The organism is Actinomadura meridiana, from assembly GCF_039537545.1.
GTDB lineage: Bacteria > Actinomycetota > Actinomycetes > Streptosporangiales > Streptosporangiaceae > Spirillospora > Spirillospora meridiana.
Map to the genome: position 1 here is coordinate 229,530 of NZ_BAABAS010000029.1, position 23,772 is coordinate 253,301.

23 protein-coding genes are annotated in these 23,772 nt (G+C 73.0%); 11 read left to right on the forward strand and 12 right to left on the reverse strand.

Features of this window, described 5'->3' with window-relative positions; translation table 11 throughout:
• Nucleotides 1–948, reverse strand: a complete 948-nt coding sequence (locus ABD808_RS36080; protein WP_344907653.1) for an alpha/beta hydrolase — start codon at nucleotides 946–948, stop codon at nucleotides 1–3.
• Nucleotides 949–1,119: 171 nt separating this feature from the next.
• On the opposite strand from ABD808_RS36080, the gene ABD808_RS36085 reads away from it, so the two are divergent.
• Nucleotides 1,120–2,106 carry a diacylglycerol/lipid kinase family protein gene (locus ABD808_RS36085; RefSeq protein ID WP_344907196.1) on the forward strand — a complete coding sequence of 329 codons (987 nt, stop codon included), beginning with the start codon at nucleotides 1,120–1,122 and terminating at the stop codon, nucleotides 2,104–2,106.
• A gap of 3 nt (nucleotides 2,107–2,109) precedes the next feature.
• On the opposite strand, the gene ABD808_RS36090 is transcribed toward ABD808_RS36085, so the two are convergent.
• On the reverse strand, nucleotides 2,110–3,264 hold the full coding sequence (locus tag ABD808_RS36090) for a DmpA family aminopeptidase (protein ID WP_344907199.1): 1,155 nt from the start codon (nucleotides 3,262–3,264) through the stop codon (nucleotides 2,110–2,112).
• Complete coding sequence (locus tag ABD808_RS36095) at nucleotides 3,261–3,890, reverse strand: TetR/AcrR family transcriptional regulator (RefSeq protein WP_344907202.1); 630 nt, start codon at nucleotides 3,888–3,890, stop codon at nucleotides 3,261–3,263. Before ABD808_RS36095 ends, ABD808_RS36090 begins: the two co-directional genes overlap by 4 nt.
• A 171-nt stretch (nucleotides 3,891–4,061) precedes the next feature.
• On the opposite strand from ABD808_RS36095, the gene ABD808_RS36100 reads away from it, so the two are divergent.
• Nucleotides 4,062–5,519, forward strand: a complete 1,458-nt coding sequence (locus ABD808_RS36100; protein WP_344907205.1) for an APC family permease — start codon at nucleotides 4,062–4,064, stop codon at nucleotides 5,517–5,519.
• On the opposite strand, the gene ABD808_RS36105 is transcribed toward ABD808_RS36100, so the two are convergent.
• Both ABD808_RS36105 and ABD808_RS36110 read right to left on the reverse strand, forming a co-directional pair.
• Nucleotides 5,405–6,049 (reverse strand): PadR family transcriptional regulator, encoded by a 645-nt coding sequence (locus ABD808_RS36105; RefSeq protein ID WP_344907208.1) that lies wholly within the window; start codon nucleotides 6,047–6,049, stop codon nucleotides 5,405–5,407. The two genes, ABD808_RS36100 and ABD808_RS36105, sit on opposite strands and share 115 nt — an antisense overlap.
• Before the next feature lie 68 nt (nucleotides 6,050–6,117).
• Nucleotides 6,118–7,041 carry an aldo/keto reductase gene (locus tag ABD808_RS36110; RefSeq protein WP_344907210.1) on the reverse strand — a complete coding sequence of 308 codons (924 nt, stop codon included), beginning with the start codon at nucleotides 7,039–7,041 and terminating at the stop codon, nucleotides 6,118–6,120.
• An 83-nt stretch (nucleotides 7,042–7,124) separates the two neighbouring features.
• Between ABD808_RS36110 and ABD808_RS36115 the strand changes: the two genes are divergently transcribed.
• On the forward strand, nucleotides 7,125–7,790 hold the full coding sequence (locus ABD808_RS36115) for a helix-turn-helix transcriptional regulator (RefSeq protein ID WP_344907213.1): 666 nt from the start codon (nucleotides 7,125–7,127) through the stop codon (nucleotides 7,788–7,790).
• Nucleotides 7,791–7,821: 31 nt separating this feature from the next.
• Here the strand turns inward: ABD808_RS36115 and ABD808_RS36120 are convergent, their stop codons facing one another.
• Nucleotides 7,822–9,498 (reverse strand): DUF4132 domain-containing protein, encoded by a 1,677-nt coding sequence (locus ABD808_RS36120; protein WP_344907216.1) that lies wholly within the window; start codon nucleotides 9,496–9,498, stop codon nucleotides 7,822–7,824.
• A gap of 62 nt (nucleotides 9,499–9,560) precedes the next feature.
• Here ABD808_RS36120 and ABD808_RS36125 point away from each other — a divergent pair, with 62 nt between their 5' ends.
• The 3 genes from ABD808_RS36125 (at nucleotide 9,561) to ABD808_RS36135 (ending at nucleotide 11,627) form a co-directional block, all read left to right on the forward strand.
• On the forward strand, nucleotides 9,561–10,325 hold the full coding sequence (locus ABD808_RS36125; RefSeq protein WP_344907218.1) for an SDR family NAD(P)-dependent oxidoreductase: 765 nt from the start codon (nucleotides 9,561–9,563) through the stop codon (nucleotides 10,323–10,325).
• 62 nt (nucleotides 10,326–10,387) lie between these two features.
• A complete protein-coding gene (locus ABD808_RS36130) occupies nucleotides 10,388–11,296 on the forward strand; it encodes an NAD-dependent epimerase/dehydratase family protein (protein ID WP_344907220.1) in 909 nt (302 codons plus the stop codon).
• Between the two features lie 10 nt (nucleotides 11,297–11,306).
• The gene (locus tag ABD808_RS36135; RefSeq protein WP_344907222.1) at nucleotides 11,307–11,627 is read left to right on the forward strand and encodes a GroES family chaperonin; all 321 of its coding nucleotides are present in this window, start codon (nucleotides 11,307–11,309) and stop codon (nucleotides 11,625–11,627) included.
• Between the two features lie 71 nt (nucleotides 11,628–11,698).
• On the opposite strand, the gene ABD808_RS36140 is transcribed toward ABD808_RS36135, so the two are convergent.
• Complete coding sequence (locus ABD808_RS36140; RefSeq protein ID WP_344907224.1) at nucleotides 11,699–12,709, reverse strand: SMP-30/gluconolactonase/LRE family protein; 1,011 nt, start codon at nucleotides 12,707–12,709, stop codon at nucleotides 11,699–11,701.
• Nucleotides 12,710–12,812: 103 nt separating this feature from the next.
• Between ABD808_RS36140 and ABD808_RS36145 the strand changes: the two genes are divergently transcribed.
• On the forward strand, nucleotides 12,813–13,265 hold the full coding sequence (locus ABD808_RS36145) for a MarR family winged helix-turn-helix transcriptional regulator (RefSeq protein ID WP_344907227.1): 453 nt from the start codon (nucleotides 12,813–12,815) through the stop codon (nucleotides 13,263–13,265).
• A gap of 5 nt (nucleotides 13,266–13,270) precedes the next feature.
• On the opposite strand, the gene ABD808_RS36150 is transcribed toward ABD808_RS36145, so the two are convergent.
• A complete protein-coding gene (locus tag ABD808_RS36150) occupies nucleotides 13,271–16,294 on the reverse strand; it encodes an AAA family ATPase (protein WP_344907230.1) in 3,024 nt (1,007 codons plus the stop codon).
• Nucleotides 16,291–17,421: an exonuclease SbcCD subunit D gene (locus ABD808_RS36155; RefSeq protein WP_344907233.1), complete on the reverse strand. Its 1,131-nt coding sequence runs from the start codon at nucleotides 17,419–17,421 to the stop codon at nucleotides 16,291–16,293. The genes ABD808_RS36150 and ABD808_RS36155 overlap by 4 nt, the downstream gene beginning before the upstream one ends.
• Before the next feature lie 104 nt (nucleotides 17,422–17,525).
• Here ABD808_RS36155 and ABD808_RS36160 point away from each other — a divergent pair, with 104 nt between their 5' ends.
• The 4 genes from ABD808_RS36160 to ABD808_RS36175 all read left to right on the forward strand — a co-directional run bounded on the left by ABD808_RS36160 (nucleotide 17,526) and on the right by ABD808_RS36175 (nucleotide 20,896).
• The gene (locus ABD808_RS36160; RefSeq protein ID WP_344907236.1) at nucleotides 17,526–18,212 is read left to right on the forward strand and encodes a RibD family protein; all 687 of its coding nucleotides are present in this window, start codon (nucleotides 17,526–17,528) and stop codon (nucleotides 18,210–18,212) included.
• Entirely contained in the window at nucleotides 18,205–18,633 is a 429-nt protein-coding gene (locus ABD808_RS36165; RefSeq protein WP_344907238.1) for a cytidine/deoxycytidylate deaminase family protein, read from the forward strand. The genes ABD808_RS36160 and ABD808_RS36165 overlap by 8 nt, the downstream gene beginning before the upstream one ends.
• 110 nt (nucleotides 18,634–18,743) lie before the next feature.
• Complete coding sequence (locus ABD808_RS36170) at nucleotides 18,744–20,501, forward strand: hypothetical protein (RefSeq protein WP_344907240.1); 1,758 nt, start codon at nucleotides 18,744–18,746, stop codon at nucleotides 20,499–20,501.
• Entirely contained in the window at nucleotides 20,435–20,896 is a 462-nt protein-coding gene (locus tag ABD808_RS36175) for a hypothetical protein (protein ID WP_344907243.1), read from the forward strand. Before ABD808_RS36170 ends, ABD808_RS36175 begins: the two co-directional genes overlap by 67 nt.
• 20 nt (nucleotides 20,897–20,916) lie before the next feature.
• Here the strand turns inward: ABD808_RS36175 and ABD808_RS36180 are convergent, their stop codons facing one another.
• From ABD808_RS36180 to ABD808_RS36190, 3 genes are read right to left on the reverse strand one after another with little or no spacing between them, the layout of a single operon-like run.
• On the reverse strand, nucleotides 20,917–21,750 hold the full coding sequence (locus ABD808_RS36180; protein ID WP_344907246.1) for an ATP-binding cassette domain-containing protein: 834 nt from the start codon (nucleotides 21,748–21,750) through the stop codon (nucleotides 20,917–20,919).
• The gene (locus ABD808_RS36185) at nucleotides 21,747–22,766 is read right to left on the reverse strand and encodes an ABC transporter permease (protein WP_344907249.1); all 1,020 of its coding nucleotides are present in this window, start codon (nucleotides 22,764–22,766) and stop codon (nucleotides 21,747–21,749) included. Before ABD808_RS36185 ends, ABD808_RS36180 begins: the two co-directional genes overlap by 4 nt.
• Nucleotides 22,763–23,752 carry a substrate-binding domain-containing protein gene (locus ABD808_RS36190; RefSeq protein WP_344907251.1) on the reverse strand — a complete coding sequence of 330 codons (990 nt, stop codon included), beginning with the start codon at nucleotides 23,750–23,752 and terminating at the stop codon, nucleotides 22,763–22,765. Before ABD808_RS36190 ends, ABD808_RS36185 begins: the two co-directional genes overlap by 4 nt.
• Between the last annotated feature and the right edge of the window lie 20 nt (nucleotides 23,753–23,772).

Below are 23,772 nucleotides of genomic sequence, written 5' to 3' on the forward strand. Positions count from 1 at the left end.
TCAGCTGATCTCCTCCAGCAGGCCGGGCAGCGCGGCGCGGAGCTCGCGGCGCCAGTACGGCCAGGTGTGGGTGCCCTTGTAGAAGCGGGTCGTGACGGGGATGCCGAGCTTGCCGAGCTTGGCCGCGAACTCCCGCGAGACGGTGGAGACCAGGCTCTCGACGACGTCCCTGTCAGTGGCGGACGGACGCGGGTCGTACGGGCCGGGCTCGCCGTCCCCCGCGCTCAGGTGCAGCCGGACGCCCGAGAGCCGTCCGGCCAGGTCGTACGGATTGTGCTGCCGCCACACGGTCTGCTGCTCGGCGGGGTCGCCCCACACGTCCGTCCAGTCGAGGGACGACGCGCCGATCGCGACGCCCAGTTCGACGAGGTCGGCGACGTCCAGGCCGTCCGGGTCACGGTGCAGCGTGTGGACGGGCCCGCTGAACGAGGCCGCCGCCCGGAACATCCCGCGGTGCCGCGCCGCGTACGCCATCGCGCCGAGGCCGCCCATCGCGTTCCCGGCGACGGCGCGGTCGGACCCGGCCCGGTAACCGCGTTCCAGGATCTGCCGCAGCTCCGCAAGGTGGAACGTCTCCCATTTCGGGGCGCCGCCGTCGCCGCGGTTCCACCAGTCGGTGTAGTTGCCGCAGGGGCCTCCGTCCGGCATGACGACGATGACGTCGGCGTCCTCGGTGAGCTCCTCGATGTCGGTGTGGTCGCTCCACGCGGTGTGGCGGTCGGCTCCGACGCCCGCGCCGTGCAGCAGCCACAGGACGGGCCAGCGCCGCGCCGCGTCCCGTGCCCAGTGGCGGGGCAGCAGCAGCCGGGCGTGCACGGTGTCGTCGAGGACCGGTGACCGGACGGCGAGGTCGAGGACGCGGCGGCGCGGACGCTGCTCCGCGACCACGGCCGCGCCGTCGTCGGCCCCCTGGATGGAACGTTCTCCCGCCGACTCGCGCAGCCCCATGTTCACGCCCCGTCATTCAGATGTGTCTCTCCTTCAATGGTTCCCACTTGGGACGGTGTTTCAACTGCGCGCCATCGGTTGACAAAACTTCCATCGAAGTTCGGTTCCTGCCGGGCCGGGTAGGGTGACGCGACGAGGAGGGGGTCCGGGGCCGAGATGCGGAGCGTCGAGATGCGGAGCAAGGCGGAGCTGGAGTCGGCCATCCGCGGCGGCGGACGGGCCGCGCTGGTGATCAACGCCAGGTCGCGGCGGGGCCGCAGGCTCTATGGCCGGGCCCGCGGGATGCTGCGCGAGGCCGGTGTCGACTTCGTCCACGTGTTCCCGGTGACGGACCCGACCCGGCTGCGGGAGCTGTTCTCCGACGTCCTCGCGCTGGAACCCGACCTCGTGGTCGTCGGCGGCGGGGACGGCACGGTCGCCGAGGCGGTCGGGCATCTGGCGCACCGCGACATCGCGCTCGGGGTGCTGCCGCTCGGCACCACCAACAACTTCGCGCGCAGCCTGGAGCTGCCCATGGACCTGCCGGGCGCGGTCCGGACGCTCGCCGTCGACGGGCCCGGCGGCGGCAAGGTCGCCGACGTGGACGTCGGCTGGTTCGCGAGCACCGGCGACCCGCAGGGCGAGGGACCGGCGGGCGACCGCGAGCACATCTTCGCGAACATGGTGAGCCTCGGCATTTCGGTACAGGTCGCCGAGAACGTCCCGCACGCGCTGAAGCGGTTCCTCGGCCGTCCGGCGTACGCGCTGACGGCGGCGCGGCTGCTGCCCCGGCACCGGGCGTTCACCGCGCGGATCACCGTCGACGGCGAGACCACGGAGCTGGTCACGCACCAGCTGAACGTCGCGAACGGCGCGCACCACAGCGGGCGCCGCATCGCCCGCGACGCCAGCCCCGACGACCGGCTGCTGGCGGTCTACCGGCTGGGCGACGAGCGGCGGCTGCGGCTGGCGTCGGCGACGGCCCGGCACATCCTGACCGGGCAGTGGCGGACGCTGGACGAGGACGCCTTCACCACCACCGCGCACGTCGAGATCGAGACCGATCCGCCGATGCGGGTGGACGTCGACGGCGAGATCCGCGGGAGCACACCCGTGTCGATCCGGCTGCGCGGCAACGCGCTGCGCGTGATCGTCCCGCGGACCTTCGTCGACACGTAGCCGCTAGAGGACGCCGCGGGCGGTGAGCAGGTCGCGCAGGCGGTCGTGCGGCAGGCCCGGGGAGCGGTTGCCGTCCCGCCCGATCATGGTGCGGGAGGCGAGCAGCACGTTCAGCACCGCCTCCTCGACGGCCTCCACGACGGCCTCGTAGAACGGGTCGATCCGGTTCCACTGGACGAACCGCATCGTGTCGTAGCCGGGTTCGCCCACCTCGAAGCCGCCGGTGATCGCGCCCGGGTTGGCGGTGGAGAAGGCGAGGAAGATGTCGCCCGACCCGTGCTGCCCGTAGGTGCCGGTCCTGGCGAGGCCCAGCGGTACGCGCCGGGCGAGGGCCGTGCACTGGCCGGGCAGGAACGGCGCGTCGGTGCCGACGACGACGATGACCGACCCGGTGCCGGGCCGCGCGAGCCAGTCGTCGTCCTCCATCGGGTTGTCGTCGCCGAGGTCGGCGCCGACGGGCGCCCCGCACACGGTGAGCTGCGGGCGGGAGCCGAAGTTGGCCTGGAGGAGGACGCCGACCGTGAAGGAGTCGTCCCCGTACCGCACGACCCGCGAGGCCGTGCCGGTGCCGCCCTTGAACCCGTAGCAGTTCATGCCCGTCCCGCCGCCGACGGAGCCCTCCGCGACGGGGCCGGGCGCGGCCGCGTCGATCGCGGCGACGGCGTGCTCGGGCCGGACGTGGTCGCCGTTGATGTCGCTGAGGTAGCCGTCCCAGGTCTCGGCGACGACGGGCAGCATCCACTCCTCGAAGCCGGGGTTCTCGCGCACCGCCCAGTCGATCGCGCCGCGATGGCACGCGCCGACCGCGTGCGTGTTGGTGATCATGACCGGCAGGGCCAACGCGCCGGTCTCGGCGATCCAGTGCGACCCGGTCATCTCGCCGTTGCCGTTCAGGGAGTAGATCCCGGCGGCGCACGGGTCGAGGAACCCGGTCCGTTCCGGGGGCTGCGGGGGGTCGTCCCCCCGCAGGAGACCGGTCCGGCCGCGCGGGAGGATCGCGGTGACGCCGGTGCGGACGGGGCCCTCGCCCCGGCGGAGCGGCCCGTCCCCGGAGAGCAGCGTCGTGTAGCCGACCTCGATGCCGGGGACGTCGGTGATCGCGTTGTGCGGGCCTGGCGTGCCGGGCAACGGCAGGCCGAAGGCGCGGGCTCGGGTCATCGGTCACCTTCCTGATCCGGGAGTGTGCTGAGGTCACGGCCGGTTGCGTCGGACGCGGCGGCCAGCAGGAGGGCCTCGGCCCGCGCGGTGTCGACGGTGGGCACGGCCATCGTGATGTGCAGGCCGTAGCCGTCCTCCAGCGCGACGAGGTTGCGCGCGATGGTTCCGGCGTCGCGGGTCAGGGTGAACGCGCCGGTGGCGGCGCCGGTGTCCAGGATTCCGGCGTAGATGCCGACCTGCCGTTCGTACAGCCGGATGTGCTCGGCGGCGTAGGACGCCTCCCGGCGCGCCACGGTGCCGAGTTCGTACAGCAGCACGCACAGCTCGTCGTCCGGGCCCGACGGCAGGCCACTGCGGATCATGGCGATGAGCCGGTCGCGCGGGTCGGGCACGGCCCGGACGGCCTCCTCGCGGGCGGCGCAGAACCGGTCGACGGCCTCCCGCTGCACCTCGCGCAGCAGGTCGGTCAGCGTCGGGAAGTAGTACAGGACGGACCCCGACGAGAGCCCCGCCTCCTCGGCCACGTCGCGCAGCCGCAGGTCGAGCATGCCGCGGTCGAGCACCGCGCGGCGGGCGGCGGCGACGAGGTCGGCGCGCCGTTCGTGGGCTCTGCTGGGTCGGGCCATGGGCTCATTCTCCGAAGATCCTTCAGACAATGCAAGTCAGATTTCCCCAGCGTGAGTCAGGTTCCCGACCATAAAAGCCGAGACCAAGATGTTATGTCCTCGATGCTTGACCGGGTGACGGGTCGTTCTTTGATACTCGTTCGAAGAATTCGAGTCGAGGAGGTGCCCGTTGTGGCCGCACCCGAGATCGGTCCACCCCCAGCCACCGACCACCGGCCCGCGCTGCATCGCGGACTGAAGACGGTCGGCGCGCTGCTCATCGTGCTGTCGGCGATCACGCCCGCGTCCTCCGTCTTCATCATCGCGCCGGGAGTGATCTCGCAGGCGGGCACCGGCGCGTTCTGGAGCTACGCCGCCGCGGGCGTCGTCGGCATCTTCATGGCGTTCGTGTACGCCGAGCTGTCGTCGGCGTATCCGCTCACCGGCGGCGAGTACGCGATCGTCGGCCGCACCCTCGGCCGGATGCCCGGCTTCGTCGTGCTCGGCCTGATCCTGATCACCCAGCTGCTGATCCTCGCGGTGATCGCGCTCGGCGTCGGCACCTACCTCGGCGTCCTGATCGACGGCCTGAACGCCCCGGTCGTCGCGGCGATCACCGTCGCCGTCGCCACCGTCATCGCGATCTTCGACATCAAGGTCAACGCGGTGGTCACCGGCGTCTTCCTGGCGATCGAGATGATCGCCCTCATCGTGCTGTCGGCGCTCGGCTTCCTCAACGTGGAGCGGCCGTTCACCGACCTGATCACGAATCCGGTCGTCGCGGGGGACGGCGGGGGCCTCACCGCGGCGTCGGCGGGACTGATCGCGGCGGCCACCGCCGTCGCGATCTTCTCCTACAACGGGTACGGCTCGGCCGTGTACTTCGGCGAGGAGACCCACGACGCGCACCGGGCGGTGGCCCGGACCGTCCTGTGGGCCCTCGGCATCACGGTCGCGGCGGAGCTGATCCCGATCACCGCGGTGCTGCTCGGCGCGCCCGACGTCAACGAGCTGCTGCACTCCGACAACATGATGGAGTACTTCATCACGGCGCAGGGCGGGGACACCCTCAACACCGTGATCAGCCTGGCCATCGCGCTCGCCATCCTGAACGCGGTGATCGCCATCATGCTGCTGACCGCCCGGCTGATCTTCAGCTCGGGCCGGGACCGCACCTGGACGCCGAAGATCGACAGCGCGCTGTCGTCGATCCACCCGCGCTTCGGCACCCCGTGGATCGCGACGATCCTGACCGGGATCCTCAGCGCCGCCGCGTGCTTCCTGGACGAGAAGTTCCTGCTCGTGGTCACCGGGACGTCCCTGGTCGCCGTGTACGGGGCGCTGTGCCTGGCGGTGATCGTGGGCCGCCGCAACGGGACCACCGCGCACGCCAGGTACAAGATGCCGTGGTTCCCGGTCGCGCCCGTCGCCGCGCTCTGCGCCCTCGTCTACGTCATCTACCAGAGCGCCAAGGACCCGGAGATCGGACGCCCGAGCCTGTACGTGACCATCGGCGTCATCGCCGTAACGGTCGTCTACTTCGTGCTCGTCCTGCGCCGCCGGGGCGGCTGGAACCTGACGGGCGCGGCCGACGAGCCGGGCGACGGGCCCGAACCCGAGGTGGGCGAGGAGTCGTCGGCCATGACGTAGGCGCCCGACTCCAGGCGGCTGATCAGGCCGCGCGTCCAGTCCGCGGCGTAGTCGGCGGAGTGGACCCACCAGCCGAACAGTTCGCGCAGGTGGTCGTCCGGGTCCCGCGCCTCGCGGTGCGGGGCCACGGACGAGCGCCGCACCGCCAGGCCGTCCAGCCGCTCGCGCAGCAGCCGGACGGCCTCGGCGCGCGGCAGCTCGGTCAGGAACCCGAGCCCCGCCGTCAGCATCTCCGGGTGCCGGACGTCGACGGCGGCGAGGGCGCAGCGCAGCAGCCGCAGGAACTCGGCGCGGCCCGCGTCGGTGATCTCGTAGTCGGTGTGCGGCGGGCCCGCGTCGCTCTCCTCCACCTCGTGCTCGCGCAGCAGGCCCTCCTTGGCGAGCTGGCGGAGCGCGTGGTAGATCGAACCGGGGTTGACGTGGGCCCACTCGTCCGAGCCCCACGAGATCAGCTCGCGGCGGATCTCGTAGCCGTGGGCCCGTCCGAACCGCCGCACGCCGCCGAGCACCAGCAGCCGCGTCGCCGACATCGCGCTCCCCCTTGATCCGCAGGCGCGTAACAGGGTAGGCCCCGGCGGCGGCCACCGGCGACCGGCGGCTAGCGTCCGCGCACCACGGGCCCTTCCGGGGGGTACGGGGCGTCGTCCCGCCGCGAGAGAACGGCCAGGTCGTCCGGGGTGAGGGCGATTCCGGCGGCGGCCATGTTCTCCTCCAGATGGGCCGGGGAGCCGGTGCCGGGAATCGCCAGCATCACCGGGGAGAGCGCGAGGAGGCCCGCGAGCAGCACCTGCGCGGGGGTGGCGCCGTGCCGGGCCGCGATCGTGTTGACACGGTCGTCGTCGGGGACGCCGAACCCGCCGAGCGGGAAGTACGGCGCGTAGGCGATGCCCTCGCGTTCGCAGAGGGCCAGCAGCTCGGTGTCCTCCGGCTGCGTGATGTCGAACCGGTTCTGGATGGCCGTGACCGGCGCGATCTCCCGGGCCTCGGCGAACTGCGCCATGCTGACGTGGCTGACCCCGAGGTGCCGGATGATCCCCTCCTCGCGGAGGGCGGCCAGGACGGCGAAGCGCTCCCCGATCGGCGCGTCCGTCGGCTCCTCCATACCGCCCGGCCGCAGGTAGACGAGGTCGAGGTGGTCGCGGCCCAGCTCCCGCAGGTTCCGCTCCACCTCGGCCCGCAGCCCGGACGCGGGGATCTCCCCGGACGGGTGCCGCTCGTCCGGCCCCCGGTACGGGCCGACCTTAGTGGCGATCACCAGCCCGTCCGGGTAGGGGGCGAGCGCCGCGCGGATCATCTCGTTGGCGGCGGGACCGTCCTGGACGTAGTAGAACGCGGCGGTGTCGATATGGTCCACGCCCAGCTCGACGGCCCCGCGCACGACCTTCAGGCCGGTGTCGCGGTCATTGGGCGGACCGTCGAGTCCGCTGATGGCCAGGCGCATCGCGCCGAACCCCATCCGGGCGACCCGCAGGTCCCCGCCGATGTCGAAATGCCCACCTGGAGTGGTCTGTGTCGTCGTCATGCGTCCCACTGTGCTGCGGGCACCCGGCGACGCCGAACCGCTGGCAGGTTGCTGCCACCGGCGGCGTGGCACACTGGGAGGCGATGAGCGTGGATCTGGAGCGCAACGTCGTGCTGCGCGGCGAGGCCGAGCTGGGCGAACGCGCCGGACGGCTGTTCCTGGCGTGCGAGGAGTTCGCCTGCGCCGCCACGGACCTGACGACCTGGGCGATGCCCGGCCACCGGGAACGGTTCGTCGCCGAACGGTGCCGGAAGGGCCCGAAGCCCGTCACCCACAAGCTGTACAACCCGGCGGCCCTCGCGGACGAGGAGTCCGAACGGCATCTCGTGGAGCTGGCGCGGGCCGGGGCCCACGTGCGGATCTGCACGGCCGCCCTCCCGCACGAGACCATCCTCATCGACCGGCGGATCGCGATCCTCGCGGGACCGCCCGAGCGGGGCGTGCGCGAGTACACGGTGGTGCGGTCGCCGGGCGTCGTCAAGGGCGTCGTCTCGCTGTTCCAGGCCACCTGGGACACCTCGATCGACCTGGCCGACTACCGCCGCGACCGGCCGCCCGCGCTGTCGGACGAGAGCCTGCACATCCTGCGGCTGCTCGCTGGCGGGCTGAAGGACGAGGCCGCCGCCCGCCGCCTCGGCATGGCGCTGCGCACCTACCGCCGCCGCGTCGCCGAGATCCTCACGCTGCTGGACGCCGACTCGCGCTTCCAGGCGGGCCTGCGCGCCCACGAGTACGGCCTGATCAGCTGACGGGCCCGATCAGCTGACGGCCGGGCCGGGCTCAACTCACGGCGGGGCTCAGCCGCGGCCTGATCTGGCGCAGGACGGTCTCGTCGGTGATCCGGTGGTCGGCGGCCAGCAGGAACGCGGTGCCGACGATCCGGGTGAGGTGCTCGTCCTCGAACGGCACGAACAGGCCCCGCATCCCGAGCTTCCGGGACGGTTCGACCCGCAGGCTGGCCTCGCCCGGCTCCATCAGCACGCCCCCCGACCCGAGGTGGATCTTGTAGTCGCGCAGCTCGCCGCGGACGACGAGGAACCGGCCGTCGATCGCGCAGCGGTCCGCGATCCTCGTGTGCGGCAGGACGCGGCGCAGCGCGTCCCCGCGGATCTCGGCCGTCGCCGACAACTCGCCGAACGGGGACTCGTCCGCGATCGACGCGACCCGGATGAACAGGTCCGACTCCCGGGTGCCCTCGCTGAACACCAGCGGCGGCACGTCCGCCGGGGCCGTCTCCCGCCACCGTCCGGCGACCCGGCGGTCGAACCGCACCTCGCCGCGCCCGTGCCCGGCGTCATGGTGGCAGCGCACCCGCCACCGGCCCTCGGCGAACACGCGGCTGACCTCCCCGTCGAAGCACCCGCAGGCGAGGCTCCCCGACGACTCGGCCGGGGCGTGCCGGTAGGTCTCGCGGAACGCCTGCCGGAACGGCTGCGTCATCCGGTTGTCGGCGACGAACGCCCGCCAGGCCCGCACCGCGCCCGGGACCGCCCGCGCCGGATGCCACAGCCGGACCCGCGCGTCGCCCGCCGGGACGGGATGGGCGCGGCCGTCCACCGTCACCAGGACGTCCTCGCAGGGCGTGGCGGCGTGCCAGCTCCCGTCCGGCCCCTCGAACTCCCAGATCAGCCCGGACGCCACCACCCCGGTGACCGGGTGGTCGCGGTAGTGCCGGCACCACTCCCCGTACGTCCAGACGCGCTCGACCGCCATCAGCGCCTCGACCCGGACCCGCTCGGCGGCCAGGGTCGCGCGGACCCGCTTCACCAGGATCTTCAGCTCCTTGATCCGCTCGGCGAACGGGACCTTGAGCGCGCCGGGCACGGTCCGCATGGGGCGACCGTCCGCGCCGGTGAAGGTGAGCCGGACGGTCAGCGGGTCCTCGATGACGAGCACCGCCTGGTAGGCGCCGATGTCCAGGGCCAGCGAGCCGTCCCGGCACAGGCCGTGTCTCGGGACGCCGCGCTCCACGAGCTGCGCGGGCGTGATGCCGCGCCGGGCCGCCGCCGTCTCGACGGCCGTCCCGATCTGGGCGCCGAGCCCCGGGTAGCGGACGTCGCGCCGCAGCCCGCGCAGCACGTCGAGCGCGTGCGGGTCGCTGAACTCGGCGAGCGCGTTGACCGCCGCGCCCGCCAGCCGGGCGGACGGCTCGAAGTCGCGGGTCACCCCGGCTGCGCGGCGCACGATCACGTCCAGCAGCGGGATCGTTCCAGGGTCGCCGAGGAGCGCGGCGGCCCAGACCCGGCCGCGGGCGCCCGGGTCGTTCCGCAGCGAGGCGTCGGAGAACGGCCGCCCGCCGACGGGGTTCGGGTCCTTCGTCGCGTACCGGCGGACCCGGTGCAGCACCTCGTCGCGGGCGGCGGGGTCGTCCAGCAGTTCCAACGTGCGGCGACGCCATGCGCGCGTCGGCCGAGGCGCCTTCAGCGCGTCCAGATGGGCCTGGAGATCGTCGGACATGTGGTGATCCTTCCAGAAGGTCCCATCAGTCCGCCGGGGACTCCCGAGTTAGGGTCGAGGCCATGCCGACCGCCTTCATCACCGGCGCGACCGCGGGGCTCGGCGCCGCCTTCGCCCGCCGCCTCGCCTCCGACGGATTCGACCTGGTCCTGCTGGCCCGCGACGCCGAGCGGCTCGACCGGACCGCCGCCAACCTGCACGACCGGTACGCGGTGCGCGCCGAAGCCCTGCCCGCCGACCTGTCCACCGACGACGGCCTGGCCACGGCGGAGGGGCGCGTCCGCGACGTCGACCTGCTCGTCAACAACGCCGGGTTCGGCAACAGGGGCGTGTTCCTGGACGTCCCGGTGTCGGACGAGATCACGATGCTGAAGGTGCACTGCGAGGCCGTGCTGCGACTCACCCACACCGCCCTGCCCGGAATGCTGGAGCGGGAACGCGGCGGCATCATCAACGTGGCGTCGGCGGCGGCGTTCACGGCGCGCGGCACGTACGGGGCGTCCAAGGCGTGGGTGGTGAGCTTCAGCCAGGGCGTCGCGGCCGACATCGCCCGGCGCTCCCAGGGCCGCGTCCGCGTGATGGCACTGTGCCCGGGTTTCGTGCACACCGAGTTCCACGACCGCGCCAACATGGACATGTCAGACCTGCCCGACTTCATGTGGCTGGACAAGGACGACGTCGTCGCCGCCGGGCTCCGCGACCTGCGGCGGGGCGTCCAGGTCAGCATCCCCGGCGCGCAGTACAAGGCGCTCATCGCCGCGACCCGCCTCATACCCCGCGGACTGCTCACCCGCCTGTCGTCCAATACCGGCCGCAAGTACAAGTAGCCCGCCCGCACAGGGTTACCTGTGTACGGAGCGACCTGGGTACAGAGCGACAGGAGCGTCGAATGCGGGTGTTGGTGACCGGAGCGGCGGGTTACGTCGGATACGCGGTCGCGCGGCGGCTGGTCGCGGCCGGTTACGAGGTCGACGGGCTGGTGCGGCGGGACGCCGCCGTGCCGGACGGAGTTCGCCCCGTCCACGGCGACCTCCTCGACCCCGGCGGGCTGCCGAAGGGTCCCTACGACGGGGTGTGCCACCTCGCGGCGCTCACCCGCGTCCGCGAGTCGTTCGACGCCCCCCTCCGGTACTTCACCGCCAACGTGCAGGGCACCGTGAACCTGCTGGAGGCCGTCGGCGAGACGCGACTGGTGTTCGGCTCGACCGCCGCCGTGTACGGGACGCCGGAGCGGCAGCCGATCCCGGAGGACGAGGGCACCGCGCCCGCCAGCCCGTACGGCGCGTCGAAGCTGGCCGCCGAGCAGACCGTGCGGTTCCACGCCCGGACGGGCGCGATCGGCGCCGTCGTCCTCCGCACGTTCAACGTCGCCGGTTCGGTGGACGGCCGCGTCGACCCCGACCAGACCCGGCTGATCCCGAAGGCGCTCGCCGTGGCCGCCGGACGCGCACCGCACCTGGAGATCAACGGCGACGGCCTGGCGGTCCGCGAGTACCTCCACGTGGACGACCTGGCCGCCGCCTATCTCAAGGCCCTGGAGTCCGTCCGCTTCGGCGAGAACAGGGTCTACAACGTCGGGACCGGCGCGGGCGCGGCCGTCCACGAGGTCATCGCGGCCGTCGAGGAGGCGACGGGCCGCCCCGTGCCCACCCTGCGCCGCCCGCCGCGACCCGAAGCCTCCATCCTGGTGTGCGATCCGGGCGCCGCCCAGTCCGACCTCGGCTGGCACCCGGAGCGCTCCTCGCTGCCGGAGATCATCACAAGCTCGTGGAACGCCCTGATCGGCGCGGGCGGATAAACTCCCCAGCGTGTCCGAGCCGAAGTTCGAAGTCCAGATGCTCCACGACCGGGTCATGATCAAGGTTGAGAAGGACAGCGGGGAGCGCCGCAGCACCAGCGGCATCGTGATCCCCGCGACGGCGGAGCAGGGCAACCGCCTGGTGTGGGGCGAGGTGTGCGGGGTCGGCCACCACGCCCGCGTCGTCAAGGTCGGCGACCGCGTCCTGTTCCACCCCGGCGACCAGTTCGAGGTCGAGATCCAGGGCGAGAACTACCTGGTCATGCGCGAACGCGACGTCCACGCCATAGCCAGCGAACGCCCCGAACACGGCACCGGCCTCTACCTCTGACTCCCCCGTTCCCCCGTTCGGCGGCTCCCGAATCTTCCACGTTCACTGGCTTGCTCGGGTCGCCTGGTCGGTCAGAAGTTGTGGACGGCGGCGATGGTGAAGGGGATTTGGGGCGTGCCGTCGCCCATGGGGCCGCCCTTGTCGAACTGGGAGCGCACTACGTAGAGGGTTCCCGAGCGGCGGACGAGGGTCGTCGGGATTTGGAGCGACGGGTCGGACAGAATGCGTTCGCGGCGGGCCCACGTGCCGTCGCGGGCGACCCGCCAGCGGCTGATGGCGTTGTCGATGTTGTGGACGATCCACAGGCGTCCGTGCTGGAGTTCCAGGCCGTCGGCGTTGCGTGCGTCGCCGCCGTGTAGGGCGACCTTCTGGGCAGCCCCCGTGATGGTGTCCAGACGGTACAGGTCGGCGCCGTGTGAGTCGGTGGTGATGAGGAAGCGGCCGGTGGGGTCGGCCACGATGCCGTTCAGAGTGAAGTCACCGGTCTTGTGCGGGTCGACGATGTCGTCCAGGTCGAAGCGCGGGACCAGGGTGGCCCTGCCTCCGCGTGCCCGTGCCAGGTCGCGTGGGGTGACGCGGTAGACGACGGACCGGGCGCTGTCGGTGATGTAGGCGGTGCCGTCCGGGGCGACGGCCAGGTCGTTGACGAACCGGGCGTCCTCGCCTGGGACGTCGAACTGGGCCAGCAGGCGGCGGCTTCGTGTGTCGTACACCGAGACGCCTGTCGTGGAGTCGGTCACCCACAGCCGTCCGGCGCGGTCGACCTTCAGTCCGTTGACGGTGTGGCGGTCGTCGGTGCCCGCCGGGAGGAACACCTCGGCCACGCGGTGGCCCGGCCGCATTCGGTAGACGGTGCCGTCCTGGTACGAACCCGCGTACAGGGCGCCGCCTCGGGGGTCGGCTGCGATGCCCTCGGGGTACACGTGGTCGCCCGGCAGCACGTAGGCCGGGGAGATCCGCGCGTGGGAGGTCTGGGCGTGGACGGCCGCGACCGCCGTCGGGGCCGAGGCTACGGACAGCGGCAGGACGGCCGCTCCGATCGCGATGGCCATCGGAGTGGTGAAGCGGTGGAGCAGGGACATGCGTCTCCGTTCGAGTTGATGCATTAGCAAGCGTTCGTATATTAGTTAGGACCCTAATATACGTCAAGGGTCTTCTGTTCGATGGGCTCGATAGCATGCGGAAATGACCTCGATGCCCACGTCAGAGCGGATCGGCTCCTACCTCAAGCGCGCCGAGCAGGCACTGCACGGGGCCAAGAACGCGGCGCTCAGACCCAGCGGGCTGACGGTGCCGCAGTACGCGGCGCTCCTCCACCTCGGCGAGAACCCCGGCATGTCCGCCGCCGCGCTCGCGCGGGCCTGTTCGGTCACCCCGCCGACGATGAGCACGATCCTGAAGAACCTCCAGGAGCGTGGGCTGATCGAGCGCACGCCGCACGAGTGGCATCGCAACATCCTGGAGACCCGGCTCACCGCCGACGGCGAGGCGGCGCTGGCGAACGCCGACGCCCACGCGGTGCGGGTCGAGCGGGGCCTCGCCGCCGAGTTCAGCGGTGAGGAGCTCGCGACGTTGAAGGATCTCCTCGGTCGCTGCGTCGGCCATCTGGAGGCCGCGCGGATCGAGCACGACGACTGAGTCGGTCAGGCGACGATGGTGACCGTGGAGCCGGTGCGTTGCTTGGTGACGCGGAGCTGGGCGGGGACGCGGGCGCGCAGTTCGGCGACGTGACTGACGATGCCGACGGCCCGGCCGCCGTCGCGCAGGCCGTCCAGGACGTCCATGACCTCGTCGAGCGTCTCCTCGTCGAGGGTGCCGAAGCCCTCGTCGACGAACAGGGTGCCGATTTCGGCGCCGCCCGCCTCGGCGGTGACGACGTCGGCGAGGCCGAGCGCCAGGGCCAGCGAGGTGATGAACGACTCGCCGCCCGACAGCGTCACCGGGTCGCGATCGAGGCCCGTCCAGGCGTCGACGACGCGTAGGCCGAGACCCCCGGAACCCTTCGTGCGGTCGCCCGCGGACTTCCCGGTGGTGTGGACGAGGGCGTAGCGGTCGCCGGACATCCGCGACAGCCGTTCGTTCGCGGCGGCGACGACCTGTTCGAGGCGGGCCGCCAGCACGTACGCCGACAGGGACATGGCGTGCCGGTTCGCGGCGTGCTTGCCGGACGCGAGGCCCGCGAGCCGCTCGGCGACCTCGTGGGCCTCGGCGGCGGGCCGCCACGCGCGGACGGCGGCGGTCAGTTCACGGCGCAGCTCGGTGAGGCGGTCGCAGCGGTGCCGGGCGCGGTCGGCGGCGGACGCGGCGCGGGTGTGCGCGTCGTCCGCGGCTCGTCGCGCCGTCTCCAGGGCGGGTAGGTCGGGTGCGGGCTCGGCGGCGGCAGAGGTGAGCGCCGGGTCGGCGAGGAGGTCGCGGACGGCGGCCTCCTCGTCGTCGAAGCGGCGGAGCTTGTCGCGCAGGTCGCCCTGGTCTTCGTCGGGCAGCGCGGCCTCGGCGGCCTCGTCGGGTGTGCGGAACCCTTGTTCGGTGGCCTCCCGCTCGGCCTTCGCGCGGGAGGCGGCCAGCTCCTGGGCGGCGCGGGCGGACGCGCGCAGGGCCTCGGCCGCGGCGCCGAGCGCGTCGGCCTCGCGGCCGAGCCGGGTGATGCGCGCCTCCAGGGTCGGGTCGTCGCCGCGCGCCTCGTCCAGTTCGGACGAGAGTCTGGCCTGCTCGTCCGCGCGGTTCGCGTCTTCGGCGCGGTTTCCGGCGAGGGTCTCGGCGACCTTGTCGCGCTCGTCGCGGGCGTGGGCGAGGTCCTGTTCGTGGCGGTGGAGCGCGGCCTCCAGCCGGTCGACCTCGGCCGCACGGCTCTCCAGGTCGCGGACGGCGCGTTCGGCTTCGGCCACCTCTCCGACCAGCGAGTCGGCGGTGACCTCACCGGCGGTTTCGAGGAGGCCGTCGCGTTCGGTGCGGAGTGACTCCACCCTGCGGGCGCTGATCTCGCGGTCGTCTTGTGCCTTGTCCAAGGCGGCCCGCGCTTCGTCCACCTGCTCCTCGGTCGGGATCTCGCCCAGAGAGTCGACCGGGGCGGGGTGTTCGGTGGAGCCGCAGACCCGGCAGGGTTCGCCGTCCTTCAGTTCTGCGGCCAAGGCCGCGGCCATGCCGTCGAGACGTGCCTGGCGGAGGTCGAGTTCGTGGTCGCGCGCGGCTTGGGCCGCGTCGACGCGGAGCCGGTGTGCGGCTTCGGCCTCGGCGAGGTGCTGTTCGACCCGGTCGCGGCGCTGCGCCGCGTCGAGCCGGTGCCGGACGGCGTCGGCGGCGGCCACGGCGCTGGGCAGCCCGGCGGCGGCGACGCGGGCGTCGTCCAGTTCGGTCTGCCGCGCCGTGACGAGGCCCGGCAGGTCGGCGAGCAGGGAGCCGAGCCGGGCCTCCTCGGGTTCGAGTCGGGTCAGCTCGCGGGCCAGCTCCGCCCGTTCGTCGCCGATCTGTTCGAGCCTGGTGGCGGCGCCGCGCCGTCCCTCAAGGGAGGCGGCCTCGTCGCGGCGGTCGCGTTCGGCCTTGGCGATGACGTCGTCCGGCGCCTTCGGCGGCAGCAGCTCGGCGACCGCGGACCGGGTCTCCTCGGCCCAGCGGCGGGCCCGGACCGCCTCGTCGTGCCGGGCCCGGACGTCCCTGATGAGCGCGAGGACACGGTCGGCGCGGGCGGCGGCGTCCACCCGGGACGCCAGGCGCGACCTTTCCTCGGCGCGTTCGCGCAGCGCGTCCCGCCGGGCGACGGCGTCGGCGTGGCGGCGCCGCCGGTCGGCGAGGTCTTTGGCATGGTCCAGCGCGGTGCGGGCCTTCTCCAGGCTGGCCGCCGCCTCCGCGCGAAGTGTGGTGGCGGCGGCGCGGACGTCCTCGTGCCCGGCGGCCAGTTCGGCGGCCCAGGCGAGCAGCGCCGCCACGTCCGCGAACGGCTCCACCGGCGGCTCCGCGCGGCGCGGCGCGGGCACGGCGGCCCGGTCTCCGCGTGGCGGCGCGGCGCCCGTCGTCTCGGCGACGCGGTCGGCGATCGAGGACGCCGTCGCGCCCAGCTCGGCGGCCCGGCGTCCGGTGGCGGCGCGGCGATCGGCGAGCCACTTCTCGACCTGCGTGAACACCTCGGCGGCGAACAGCCGTTCCAGCACCTTGCGGCGCTCGTCCGCCCCGGCGCGCAGGAACCCGGCGAACTCGCCCTGGGGAAGCAGCGCGACCTGGCAGAACTGGACGGCGGTCATCCCGAGCAGCCGGGACACCAGGTCGCCCGCCTCGTCCAGCCGGGTGGTGAGGCCCGTCCACGCGCCGTGCTCGAACTCCTCCAGGATGACCTTGGCGTGCTCGGTCGTCGTCCCGGAGCCGCGTAGCTTCGGCCGCTCCCACGCGGGTGAGCGCGAGATCCGCAGGCGGCGGCCCCGGACGGTCGTCTCCAGCACGACGCGGGGCCCGGCAGCGGGCTCGGCGTGGTCGCTGCGCAGGCCCTTCACGGCGTTCCGAACGCCGGGGACCTGTCCGTACAGGGCGAAGCACACCGCGTCGAGAATGCTGGTCTTGCCCGCGCCCGTCCGGCCCTGGATGAGGAACAGCCCGGCGTCGGACAGCGCGTCGAAGTCGATGACCTCGGTCCCGGAGAAGGGCCCGAACGCGCTGACCTCCAGCCGGTGCAGCCTCACGCCATGGCCTCCTTGCGGCGGCAGTCCTCGAACGCCTCGTGCAGCAGTGCCCGTTCGGCGGGGGTCGCGGGGCCGTCGGTGACCTCGGCGACGAAGTCGCCCGCGAGGTCGAGCGGCGAGCGTTCGCGGACGCGGTCGGTCCAGGTGCGGGTGCCGTCCGCCGCGCCGCCGTCGGGGTCGAAGCCGAGGACGAGCGTGTGCGGGAAGCGGCGGCGCAGCCGTTCCATCGCCGCGGACGGGCGGCGCGGGTCGGTGAGCGTGACCTGGAGCCAGCGGTCTTCCAGCCGGTCATACGACGGGTCGGAGAGCAGGTCGTCGATGCGGCCGCGGACGCGGGCGAGGCGGCGCGGCACCGGCGCCTCGACGAACTCCGCGCCGACGCCGCCGTCACGCAGGTCGATCAGCCAGGACCCCTTGACGTGCGCGGCCTCCGAGAACGAGTACGCGATCGGCGAGCCGGAGTAGCGGACGCGGTCGTTGATGGCCCACCTGCCGTGCAGATGGCCGAGCGCCGCGTAGTCGACGCCGTCGAACACCGACGCGGCGACCTGCGACGACCCGCCGACCGAGATGTCGCGTTCACTCTCGCTGGACTCGCCGCCCGTCACGAACGTGTGTGCCAGCACCACCGAGCGCAGGTCGCGACGTTGGGCGGCGTCGGCGCGGACGCGGCGCATGGCCTCGGTCAGCGCGGCGGCGTGGCTGCGTTCGTCCAGTTCCCACGGGTGCCTGACGAGTTCGGGTTCCAGGTAGGGGATGCCGTAGATGGCGGCGTCGCCGATGACGACGGGCTCGCCGACGGCGGAGAAGTCGGCGCGGACGTGCACACCGGAGGCGTCCATCAGCGCGGAGCCGAACCCGAGGCGGCGGGCCGAGTCGTGGTTGCCCGCGATCAGGACGACCCGGGTCATGGCCGCGAGCCGTCGCAGCGCCTCGTCGCACAGCCGGACGGCGTCGACGGCGGGCAGCGCCCGGTCGTAGACGTCGCCGGAGACCAGCACGCAGTCGACCCGCTCCGCCTCGACGGTCGCGACCAGATGGTCGACGAACGCCGCCTGCGCGGACAGCAGGTCCTCCCGGTGAAAGGATCTCCCGAGATGCCAGTCGGAGGTGTGCAGGAGTCGCATGTCGCAGCAACCATAGGCGTCCCGTCCGACACATCCCGCGCAGAAACGCCGGAGCGGATCGAAACAATCTTCGAGTGGTGTCCGCCTCCCGTTAGGGTGACGGCGTGAGCGACCGCCCCTACGTGCTACTGAGCTGCGCGATGTCCGCCGACGGGTACATCGACGACGCGTCCCCGGAGCGGCTGCGGCTGTCCAGCGCCGCCGACTGGGACCGCGTCGACTCGGTGCGCGCGAGCTGCGACGCCATCCTGGTCGGCGCCGGGACGGTCCGCGCCGACGACCCGAGGCTGCTGGTGAAGTCCGAGCGGCGGCGCGAGCGGCGGGCCGAGCGGGGCCTGCCGCCCGACCTGACGAAGGTGACGCTGACCTGGAGCGGCGACCTTGATCCCGGGTCGCGGTTCTTCACGACGGGCGAGTCGCCGAAGCTGGTGTACGCGCCGTCCGGCACGGCCGCCGAGCTGGCGCCCCGGTTGGACGGCGTCGCCGAGGTCGTCGACGCCGGTGACCCGTTCACGCTCGCGGCGATGCTCGGCGACCTGGCGGGACGGGGCGTCCGGCGGCTGATGGTCGAGGGCGGCGGAGGCGTCCACACGCTGTTCCTGACGGACGGGGCCGTGGACGAGCTGCACCTGGTCGTCGCGCCGTTCTTCATCGGTGACCCGTCCGCGCCGCGCTTCGTCCAGTCGGGGGTGTTCCCGCAGTCGCCGGAACGTCCCATGCGTCTCGCGGAGGTCACCCGCATCGGCGACCTCGCGTTGCTGCGCTACCTCGTCGGGGGCGCGCGTGGATGACTTCGGCTGGCTGGCGCTGGCCTGCGATCTCGCGGCGTTGTGCCCGCCGTCCCGGACGGCGTTCTCGGTCGGCGCGGTCATCGTCGGCGCGGACGGCCACGAGATCGCCCGTGGCCACTCCCGGGAACGCACCCCGCACGACCACGCCGAGGAGGCCGCGCTCGCCAAGACGGAGTCCGACCTGTCGGGCGCGACCGTGTACAGCTCGTTGGAGCCGTGCGGAAAGCGGGCGTCGCGTCCCCACCCGTGCGCGGAGCTGATCGTCAGGTCGGGTGCCGGCCGCGTCGTGTTCGCGTGGCGGGAGCCGCCGCTGTTCGCCGAGGGGACGGGCGCCGAGATCCTCGTGGCGGCGGGCGTCGAGATCGTCGAACTGCCCGACCTGGCCGTTCGCGCCCGCAAACCGAACGCGCACCTGCTCTGACGACCGATTCCACGTTGGGGCGTGGCGGCCGTACGTAGGGCGCCGCGTCCGAGCCGACCGGGGAAGAAACCGGGTGAAAACGTCTGGCTGATCGGGCAGGATGGCGCGCCATGCGCGTCGAGGAACTACTGACCGAGATCGAGCCGCTGCCCTACCGCGAACGCTGCCTGCGCCTGGCCGCCCTCCGCCGTCACACCGGCGGACCGGAGATCGCCGCCCTGCTGAACGACCTGTCCCGAGGCGCGTACTACGAACGTTCCGTCGCGCTGTTCGTCGCGGCGGCGGTGCGGGACGAGGCGTCACTCGCGCACCTCGGCGCGGCGGTTCAGGATCCCGACGCCGGGCTGGCCTGCGAGGCGATCCGGCTGGGCGTCCGGTTCGGCGTCGACGCGACGCCGTTCCTGGACGGTCTCGCCGACGCGCCCGCCGCCGCCCGCTCCGCGCTGTACGACGCCGTCCGCCGGTACCGGCGCGCCGACCTGGCCGACGCGCTCGTCGACGCGGCCGCCGAACGGTGGGGCGACGCCGAGGCCGCCGCGCTGCTGCCCGCCTGCAACCGAGACGTCGCGGCGGGCCGGGTCGACGGGCTCGCGCACGCCGTCCCGAACTGGGCACCGCTGGGCCGGTCGCACCCGGACGTCGTCCTCGACTACGCCGAGCGGCGGCTCGCCGAACTGCCGGAGAGCGTCCACGCGGCCTGGTGGTTCGTGCACGCGCCCGGCGTCGCCGCGACCGTGGGCCACGCGCCCGGACGGGTGATCGCGCTGCTCGAACGGTACGTCCGCACCGGGCCGCTGCCGAGCGCGCTGGAGGCCGTCACGGGCAGGCTGATCGCCGCCGAACCGGCCCGCGTGCTCCGCCTGCTGCTGTCCGACGGCTACCGCACCCACCTGCGGGGACTGCTCAACCGGCGGTCGGTGCGGGACCGCTTGGCCCGGCTCGACGACGCCGCCGTCGCCGCCGTCGCCCGGCAGGGCGCCGTCCGCGACGAGCTCGACCTGCTGCTGTTCGCGCTTGACCTGTCCGACCGGCTGATCGGGCATTCCGGAAGCATCCACCTCGGCGATCTCGGCCGGACGCTGCGGCGCGGCGACGAGCACCGGCTCGGCGCGTCCCTCGCCCCGCGTCTGGAGGCCGCCGCTCGTCGGGACGACGTACGCCGCGACCCGCGCGGCCCGGTTCGCGCCGCCGTCCGCGCTGGCGGCGACGCTCGGACCCGTGCTGACCGACGGGAAGATCACCGCGCGGAAGGAGGCGCTGCGGATCCTGCTGCACAACCACGTCCCGGACGCGCTGGCCCTCATCGCCGCCGCCTGGGACGACCCGGACCAGCACCGCGACGTCCGCGCCGCGATCGTGTCGGCCGTCCGCCCGCGCCTGGCCGACCCCGTCGCGTGCCGGATCCTGCGGGAGGCGGCGGACGGGCCGCGCGACCTGGCCCGCCAGGTGATCGGCGCCGCGCCCCTCCACGTCGAGGAGCGGCACCGCGAGGACTACGCGGCGCTCGTGCTGCGGGTGGCCCGGTCCACCGACGCCGAGGCCCGCGACGCGGCGCTGCCCGCCGTCGCCGTGTGGGCGCCGTGGGCCCCGGGCGCGCCCAACCTCCTCGCCGCGATCGTCACCGACCTGTTCCGACACCCGGAGCTGGCGGCGTGCGCTCGTCGCGCTCGTCGGCTGCGCGACGCGCGGCCTCGGCACCGCCGAACTGGCGGCGGCGACCGCCGAGCTGGCCGCCGCCCCCGACGCGCCGGACGCCCAGGCCGAACGCGACCTGCCCGCCGCGCAACGGCTGGAGGCGCTCGTGGACGAGGTCCGCGAGGCCGCGGACACCGACCCCGACGCCGCCGCGGAGACCGTCCGCGCCGTGACCGACCGCCTGCCCGATCAGCTCGCCCGCGAGCTGACGGCGGCCACCCTCCGCTGGGACTCCCCCAGCGCGGCGGCGACTGTGGACGCCCTCGCGGACAGCCTCGGAAATGGCGTTCTGGCCACCCTGCGCGTCGCGCAGGCGCTCGTCGGCGAAGAGGTCGACTCGTACTTCGCGACAGACGTCACCGATCCCGCCGACGTGCTGCCGCACGCGGTCCGGCTCGCGGCGCGCGGCGACCTGCCCGGCGGCCTGCTCGCCTGCGTGCTCACCGACCACCACGCCTCCCGCGTCGGCTGGCCGGACGAGTGGCGGGCGCTCCTGCGCACCCTGCGCGCCCACCCCCAGCCGGACGCCGCGTTCGCCGCGCGCCACGTCCACACCGCCGAGGAGTAGGCCGGGCTTTCGGTGACGGATCAGGTGTCGGTGACGCCCAGGTCCTTGGCCTCGTCCGTCAGCCGTCTCGCGGTGGCGGACGAGCCCGCGGCGTCGAGTTCGTGGGCGAGTTCCTCCAGCTCGGCGCCGCCCGCCATGAGCGCGGTCAGCTCGTCGCGGGTGATCTCGTCCTTGGTGTGGTAGCCGATGCTCCGGCCCCGGTTGAGGATGAGGAACCGGTCGCCGACCGGATAGGCGTGGTGCGGGTTGTGGGTGATGAACACGACGGCGAGCCCACGTTCACGCGCCTGGACGATGTACCGCAGCACCACCCCGGCCTGTTTGACGCCGAGGGCGGCGGTGGGCTCGTCCAGCACCAGGGCCTTGGCGCCGAAGTAGACGGCGCGGGCGATCGCCACGCACTGCCGTTCGCCGCCGGACAGGGTGCCGATGGGCTGCTCGACGTCGCGCAGGTCGATGCCCATCGCGGCCAGTTCGGCGTGGGAGGTCGCCCGCATGAACCCGACGTCCAGGCGCCCGAAGCCCTTCCGCCTCTCCGAGCCGAGGAAGAAGTTCCGCCAGACCGGCATCAGCGGGACGACCGCGAGGTCCTGGTAGACGGTCGCGATGCCCCGGTCGAGGGCCTCGCGCGGCGACCCGAACGCGACCCGCTCGCCCCGCACCTCGTAGGTGCCCGAGTCGTGCCGGTGCAGCCCGGCGACGATCTTGATGAGGGTGGACTTGCCCGCGCCGTTGTCGCCGAGCACGCAGGTCACCTCACCGGCGGCCGCCTCCAGGCTCACGTCCCGCAGCGCGACGATCGTGCCATAGTTCTTGCCGACCCCGGTCAGCCTGATCAGTGGCGTGTCCGTCATGGCGTCCGCTCCACTCTGCGCCGGACGACGAGGTTCACCACGGTCGCGATGAGCAGCATCGCGCCGAGGAAGAAGCGGAACCAGTCCGGGTTCCACTCCGCGTACACGATGCCCTTGTTCGTCATCCCGAAGATGAACGCGCCGATCGCGGCGCCGATCGCCGACCCGTAGCCGCCGGTCAGCAGGCACCCGCCGATGACGGCGCAGATGATGTACAGGAACTCGTTGCCGACGCCCTCGCCCGACTGGACGGTCGCGAACGCGAACACCAGGTGCATCCCGGAGAACCAGGCGCAGAACGCGACGCCCATGAACAGCCCGATCTTGACGCGGTCGACGGGGACGCCGACCGCGCGGGCGCTGGCGGCCGACCCGCCGACCGCGAAGATCCAGTTCCCGAGCCGGGTGCGCAGCAGGATCCAGGTCGCGATCGCTGTGAACAGCAGCCACCAGAACACCGTGACCCGGACGTTCACGCCGAGGATGTCCACGTCGGACGCGAACACCTGCCGGGCGCTGTCGAAGCCGTCCATGTCGCGGACGGAGTCGCTCGCGACGTTGCCGGTAAGCGCCTTCGTCACGCCGAGGTTGAGCCCGGCGAGCATGAAGAACGTGGCGAGCGTGATGATGAAGCTCGGCAGCTTCGTCCGGACGTAGAGCAGGCCGTTCACCGCGCCGAGCGCCAGCGTCAGGACGAGCGAGATCGCCACGCCCGCCCACACGTTCAGCGTGAGCTGGTACGCGGTCAGCGCGGCGATCAGCGCGGCCGACGTCACCATCACCCCGGCGGACAGGTCGAACTCCCCGCCGATCATCAACAGCGACACCCCGACCGCCATGATCCCGAACGTGGAGCTGGCGTACAGGACGGTCGAGAACGACGCCGTCTCCAGGAAGGCGTCCGCGACGAGCGAGAAGAACACGAACAGCGCGACGGCCCCGAGCAGCGCGCCCAGTTCCGGACGGCCCAGCAGCCTCCGCACCGGCGGCGCGGCGCGTGACAGGGAGATCGTCACCGCGTGCCCCGCTCGGCGAACGCCTCCAGCGCCCCGGCGTTCTCCCTGGTGACGATGGCCGGGCCGGTGAGCACGGGACGTCCCCCGCCCAGGACGTTGCCGTTGCGCTTCAGCAACCACACCTGGTCGACGGCCTCGTAGCCCTGGAGATAAGGCTGCTGGTCGACCGCGAACTGGACCGCCCCCGACCTGATCGAGGCGATGAGGTCCTTGTTCAGGTCGAACGTGCCGATCTTCGCCTTGCTCCCGGTCTCCTTGACCGCGTCCACGGCGGTCGCGGCGAACGGGGCGCCGAGCGTCAGGATGCCGTCGACGCCCTCGTCGGCCTGGAGCTTGGCGGAGATGGACGACTTGACGTCCGGCATGTTCGAGCCCTGCACGTAGAGGTTCTCCATGTGGCCGCCGAACGTCTTCTTGGCGCCCGCGCAGCGGTTCTCCAAGCCGACGTTGCCCTGTTCGTGGACGACGCACAGCGCCCTCTTCGCGCCGATCTTCGCCAGCTGCGCACCGGCCGCCTCTCCGGCGACCGACTCGTCCTGCCCGAAGTGGGCGACCGCGCCGAGCCCCGCCGACGCGCCCTCCCCCGAGTTGATCGAGACGACCGGGATCTTCGCGGCGGCGGCGCGGGCGAGGACGTCCTTCAGCGCGTCCGGCTTGGCGAGTGTGACGATGATCCCGTCGACCTTCTTGTCGATCTGCGCCTGGACCAACTCGGCCTGCTTGCCGCCGTCGGGGTTCGCCGCGTACAGGAACTCGACGTCGTCCTTCGCGGCGGCGGCCTGCGCGCCTTTCTGGACGATGTCCCAGAAGGTGTCGCCGGGGGCGGAGTGGGTGACCATCGCGACCTTCAGCCGGGGCCCGGCGCCCTCCCGTTCCTCCTCGGCCTTCTTGCCCCCCTCGCTGCTACAGGCGGCGAGCGTCAGCAGAGCGGCGGCGCCCAGGACCGCGAGGCCCCTGGACGCTCCGCGCGCGAACAAGCCTCTCATCGGGTCGCTCTCCTTCTCCC

Excerpts from the sequence above, each read along its gene's own strand:
- ABD808_RS36080 (WP_344907653.1), bottom strand. The coding sequence starts at position 948 with ATGGGGCTGCGCGAGTCGGCGGGAGAACGTTCCATCCAGGGGGCCGAC.
- ABD808_RS36085 (WP_344907196.1), top strand. The coding sequence starts at position 1,120 with ATGCGGAGCAAGGCGGAGCTGGAGTCGGCCATCCGCGGCGGCGGACGG.
- ABD808_RS36090 (WP_344907199.1), bottom strand. The coding sequence starts at position 3,264 with ATGACCCGAGCCCGCGCCTTCGGCCTGCCGTTGCCCGGCACGCCAGGC.
- ABD808_RS36095 (WP_344907202.1), bottom strand. The coding sequence starts at position 3,890 with ATGGCCCGACCCAGCAGAGCCCACGAACGGCGCGCCGACCTCGTCGCC.
- ABD808_RS36105 (WP_344907208.1), bottom strand. The coding sequence starts at position 6,049 with ATGTCGGCGACGCGGCTGCTGGTGCTCGGCGGCGTGCGGCGGTTCGGA.
- ABD808_RS36110 (WP_344907210.1), bottom strand. The coding sequence starts at position 7,041 with ATGACGACGACACAGACCACTCCAGGTGGGCATTTCGACATCGGCGGG.
- ABD808_RS36115 (WP_344907213.1), top strand. The coding sequence starts at position 7,125 with ATGAGCGTGGATCTGGAGCGCAACGTCGTGCTGCGCGGCGAGGCCGAG.
- ABD808_RS36120 (WP_344907216.1), bottom strand. The coding sequence starts at position 9,498 with ATGTCCGACGATCTCCAGGCCCATCTGGACGCGCTGAAGGCGCCTCGG.
- ABD808_RS36125 (WP_344907218.1), top strand. The coding sequence starts at position 9,561 with ATGCCGACCGCCTTCATCACCGGCGCGACCGCGGGGCTCGGCGCCGCC.
- ABD808_RS36130 (WP_344907220.1), top strand. The coding sequence starts at position 10,388 with ATGCGGGTGTTGGTGACCGGAGCGGCGGGTTACGTCGGATACGCGGTC.
- ABD808_RS36140 (WP_344907224.1), bottom strand. The coding sequence starts at position 12,709 with ATGTCCCTGCTCCACCGCTTCACCACTCCGATGGCCATCGCGATCGGA.
- ABD808_RS36145 (WP_344907227.1), top strand. The coding sequence starts at position 12,813 with ATGACCTCGATGCCCACGTCAGAGCGGATCGGCTCCTACCTCAAGCGC.
- ABD808_RS36155 (WP_344907233.1), bottom strand. The coding sequence starts at position 17,421 with ATGCGACTCCTGCACACCTCCGACTGGCATCTCGGGAGATCCTTTCAC.
- ABD808_RS36170 (WP_344907240.1), top strand. The coding sequence starts at position 18,744 with ATGCGCGTCGAGGAACTACTGACCGAGATCGAGCCGCTGCCCTACCGC.
- ABD808_RS36180 (WP_344907246.1), bottom strand. The coding sequence starts at position 21,750 with ATGACGGACACGCCACTGATCAGGCTGACCGGGGTCGGCAAGAACTAT.
- ABD808_RS36190 (WP_344907251.1), bottom strand. The coding sequence starts at position 23,752 with ATGAGAGGCTTGTTCGCGCGCGGAGCGTCCAGGGGCCTCGCGGTCCTG.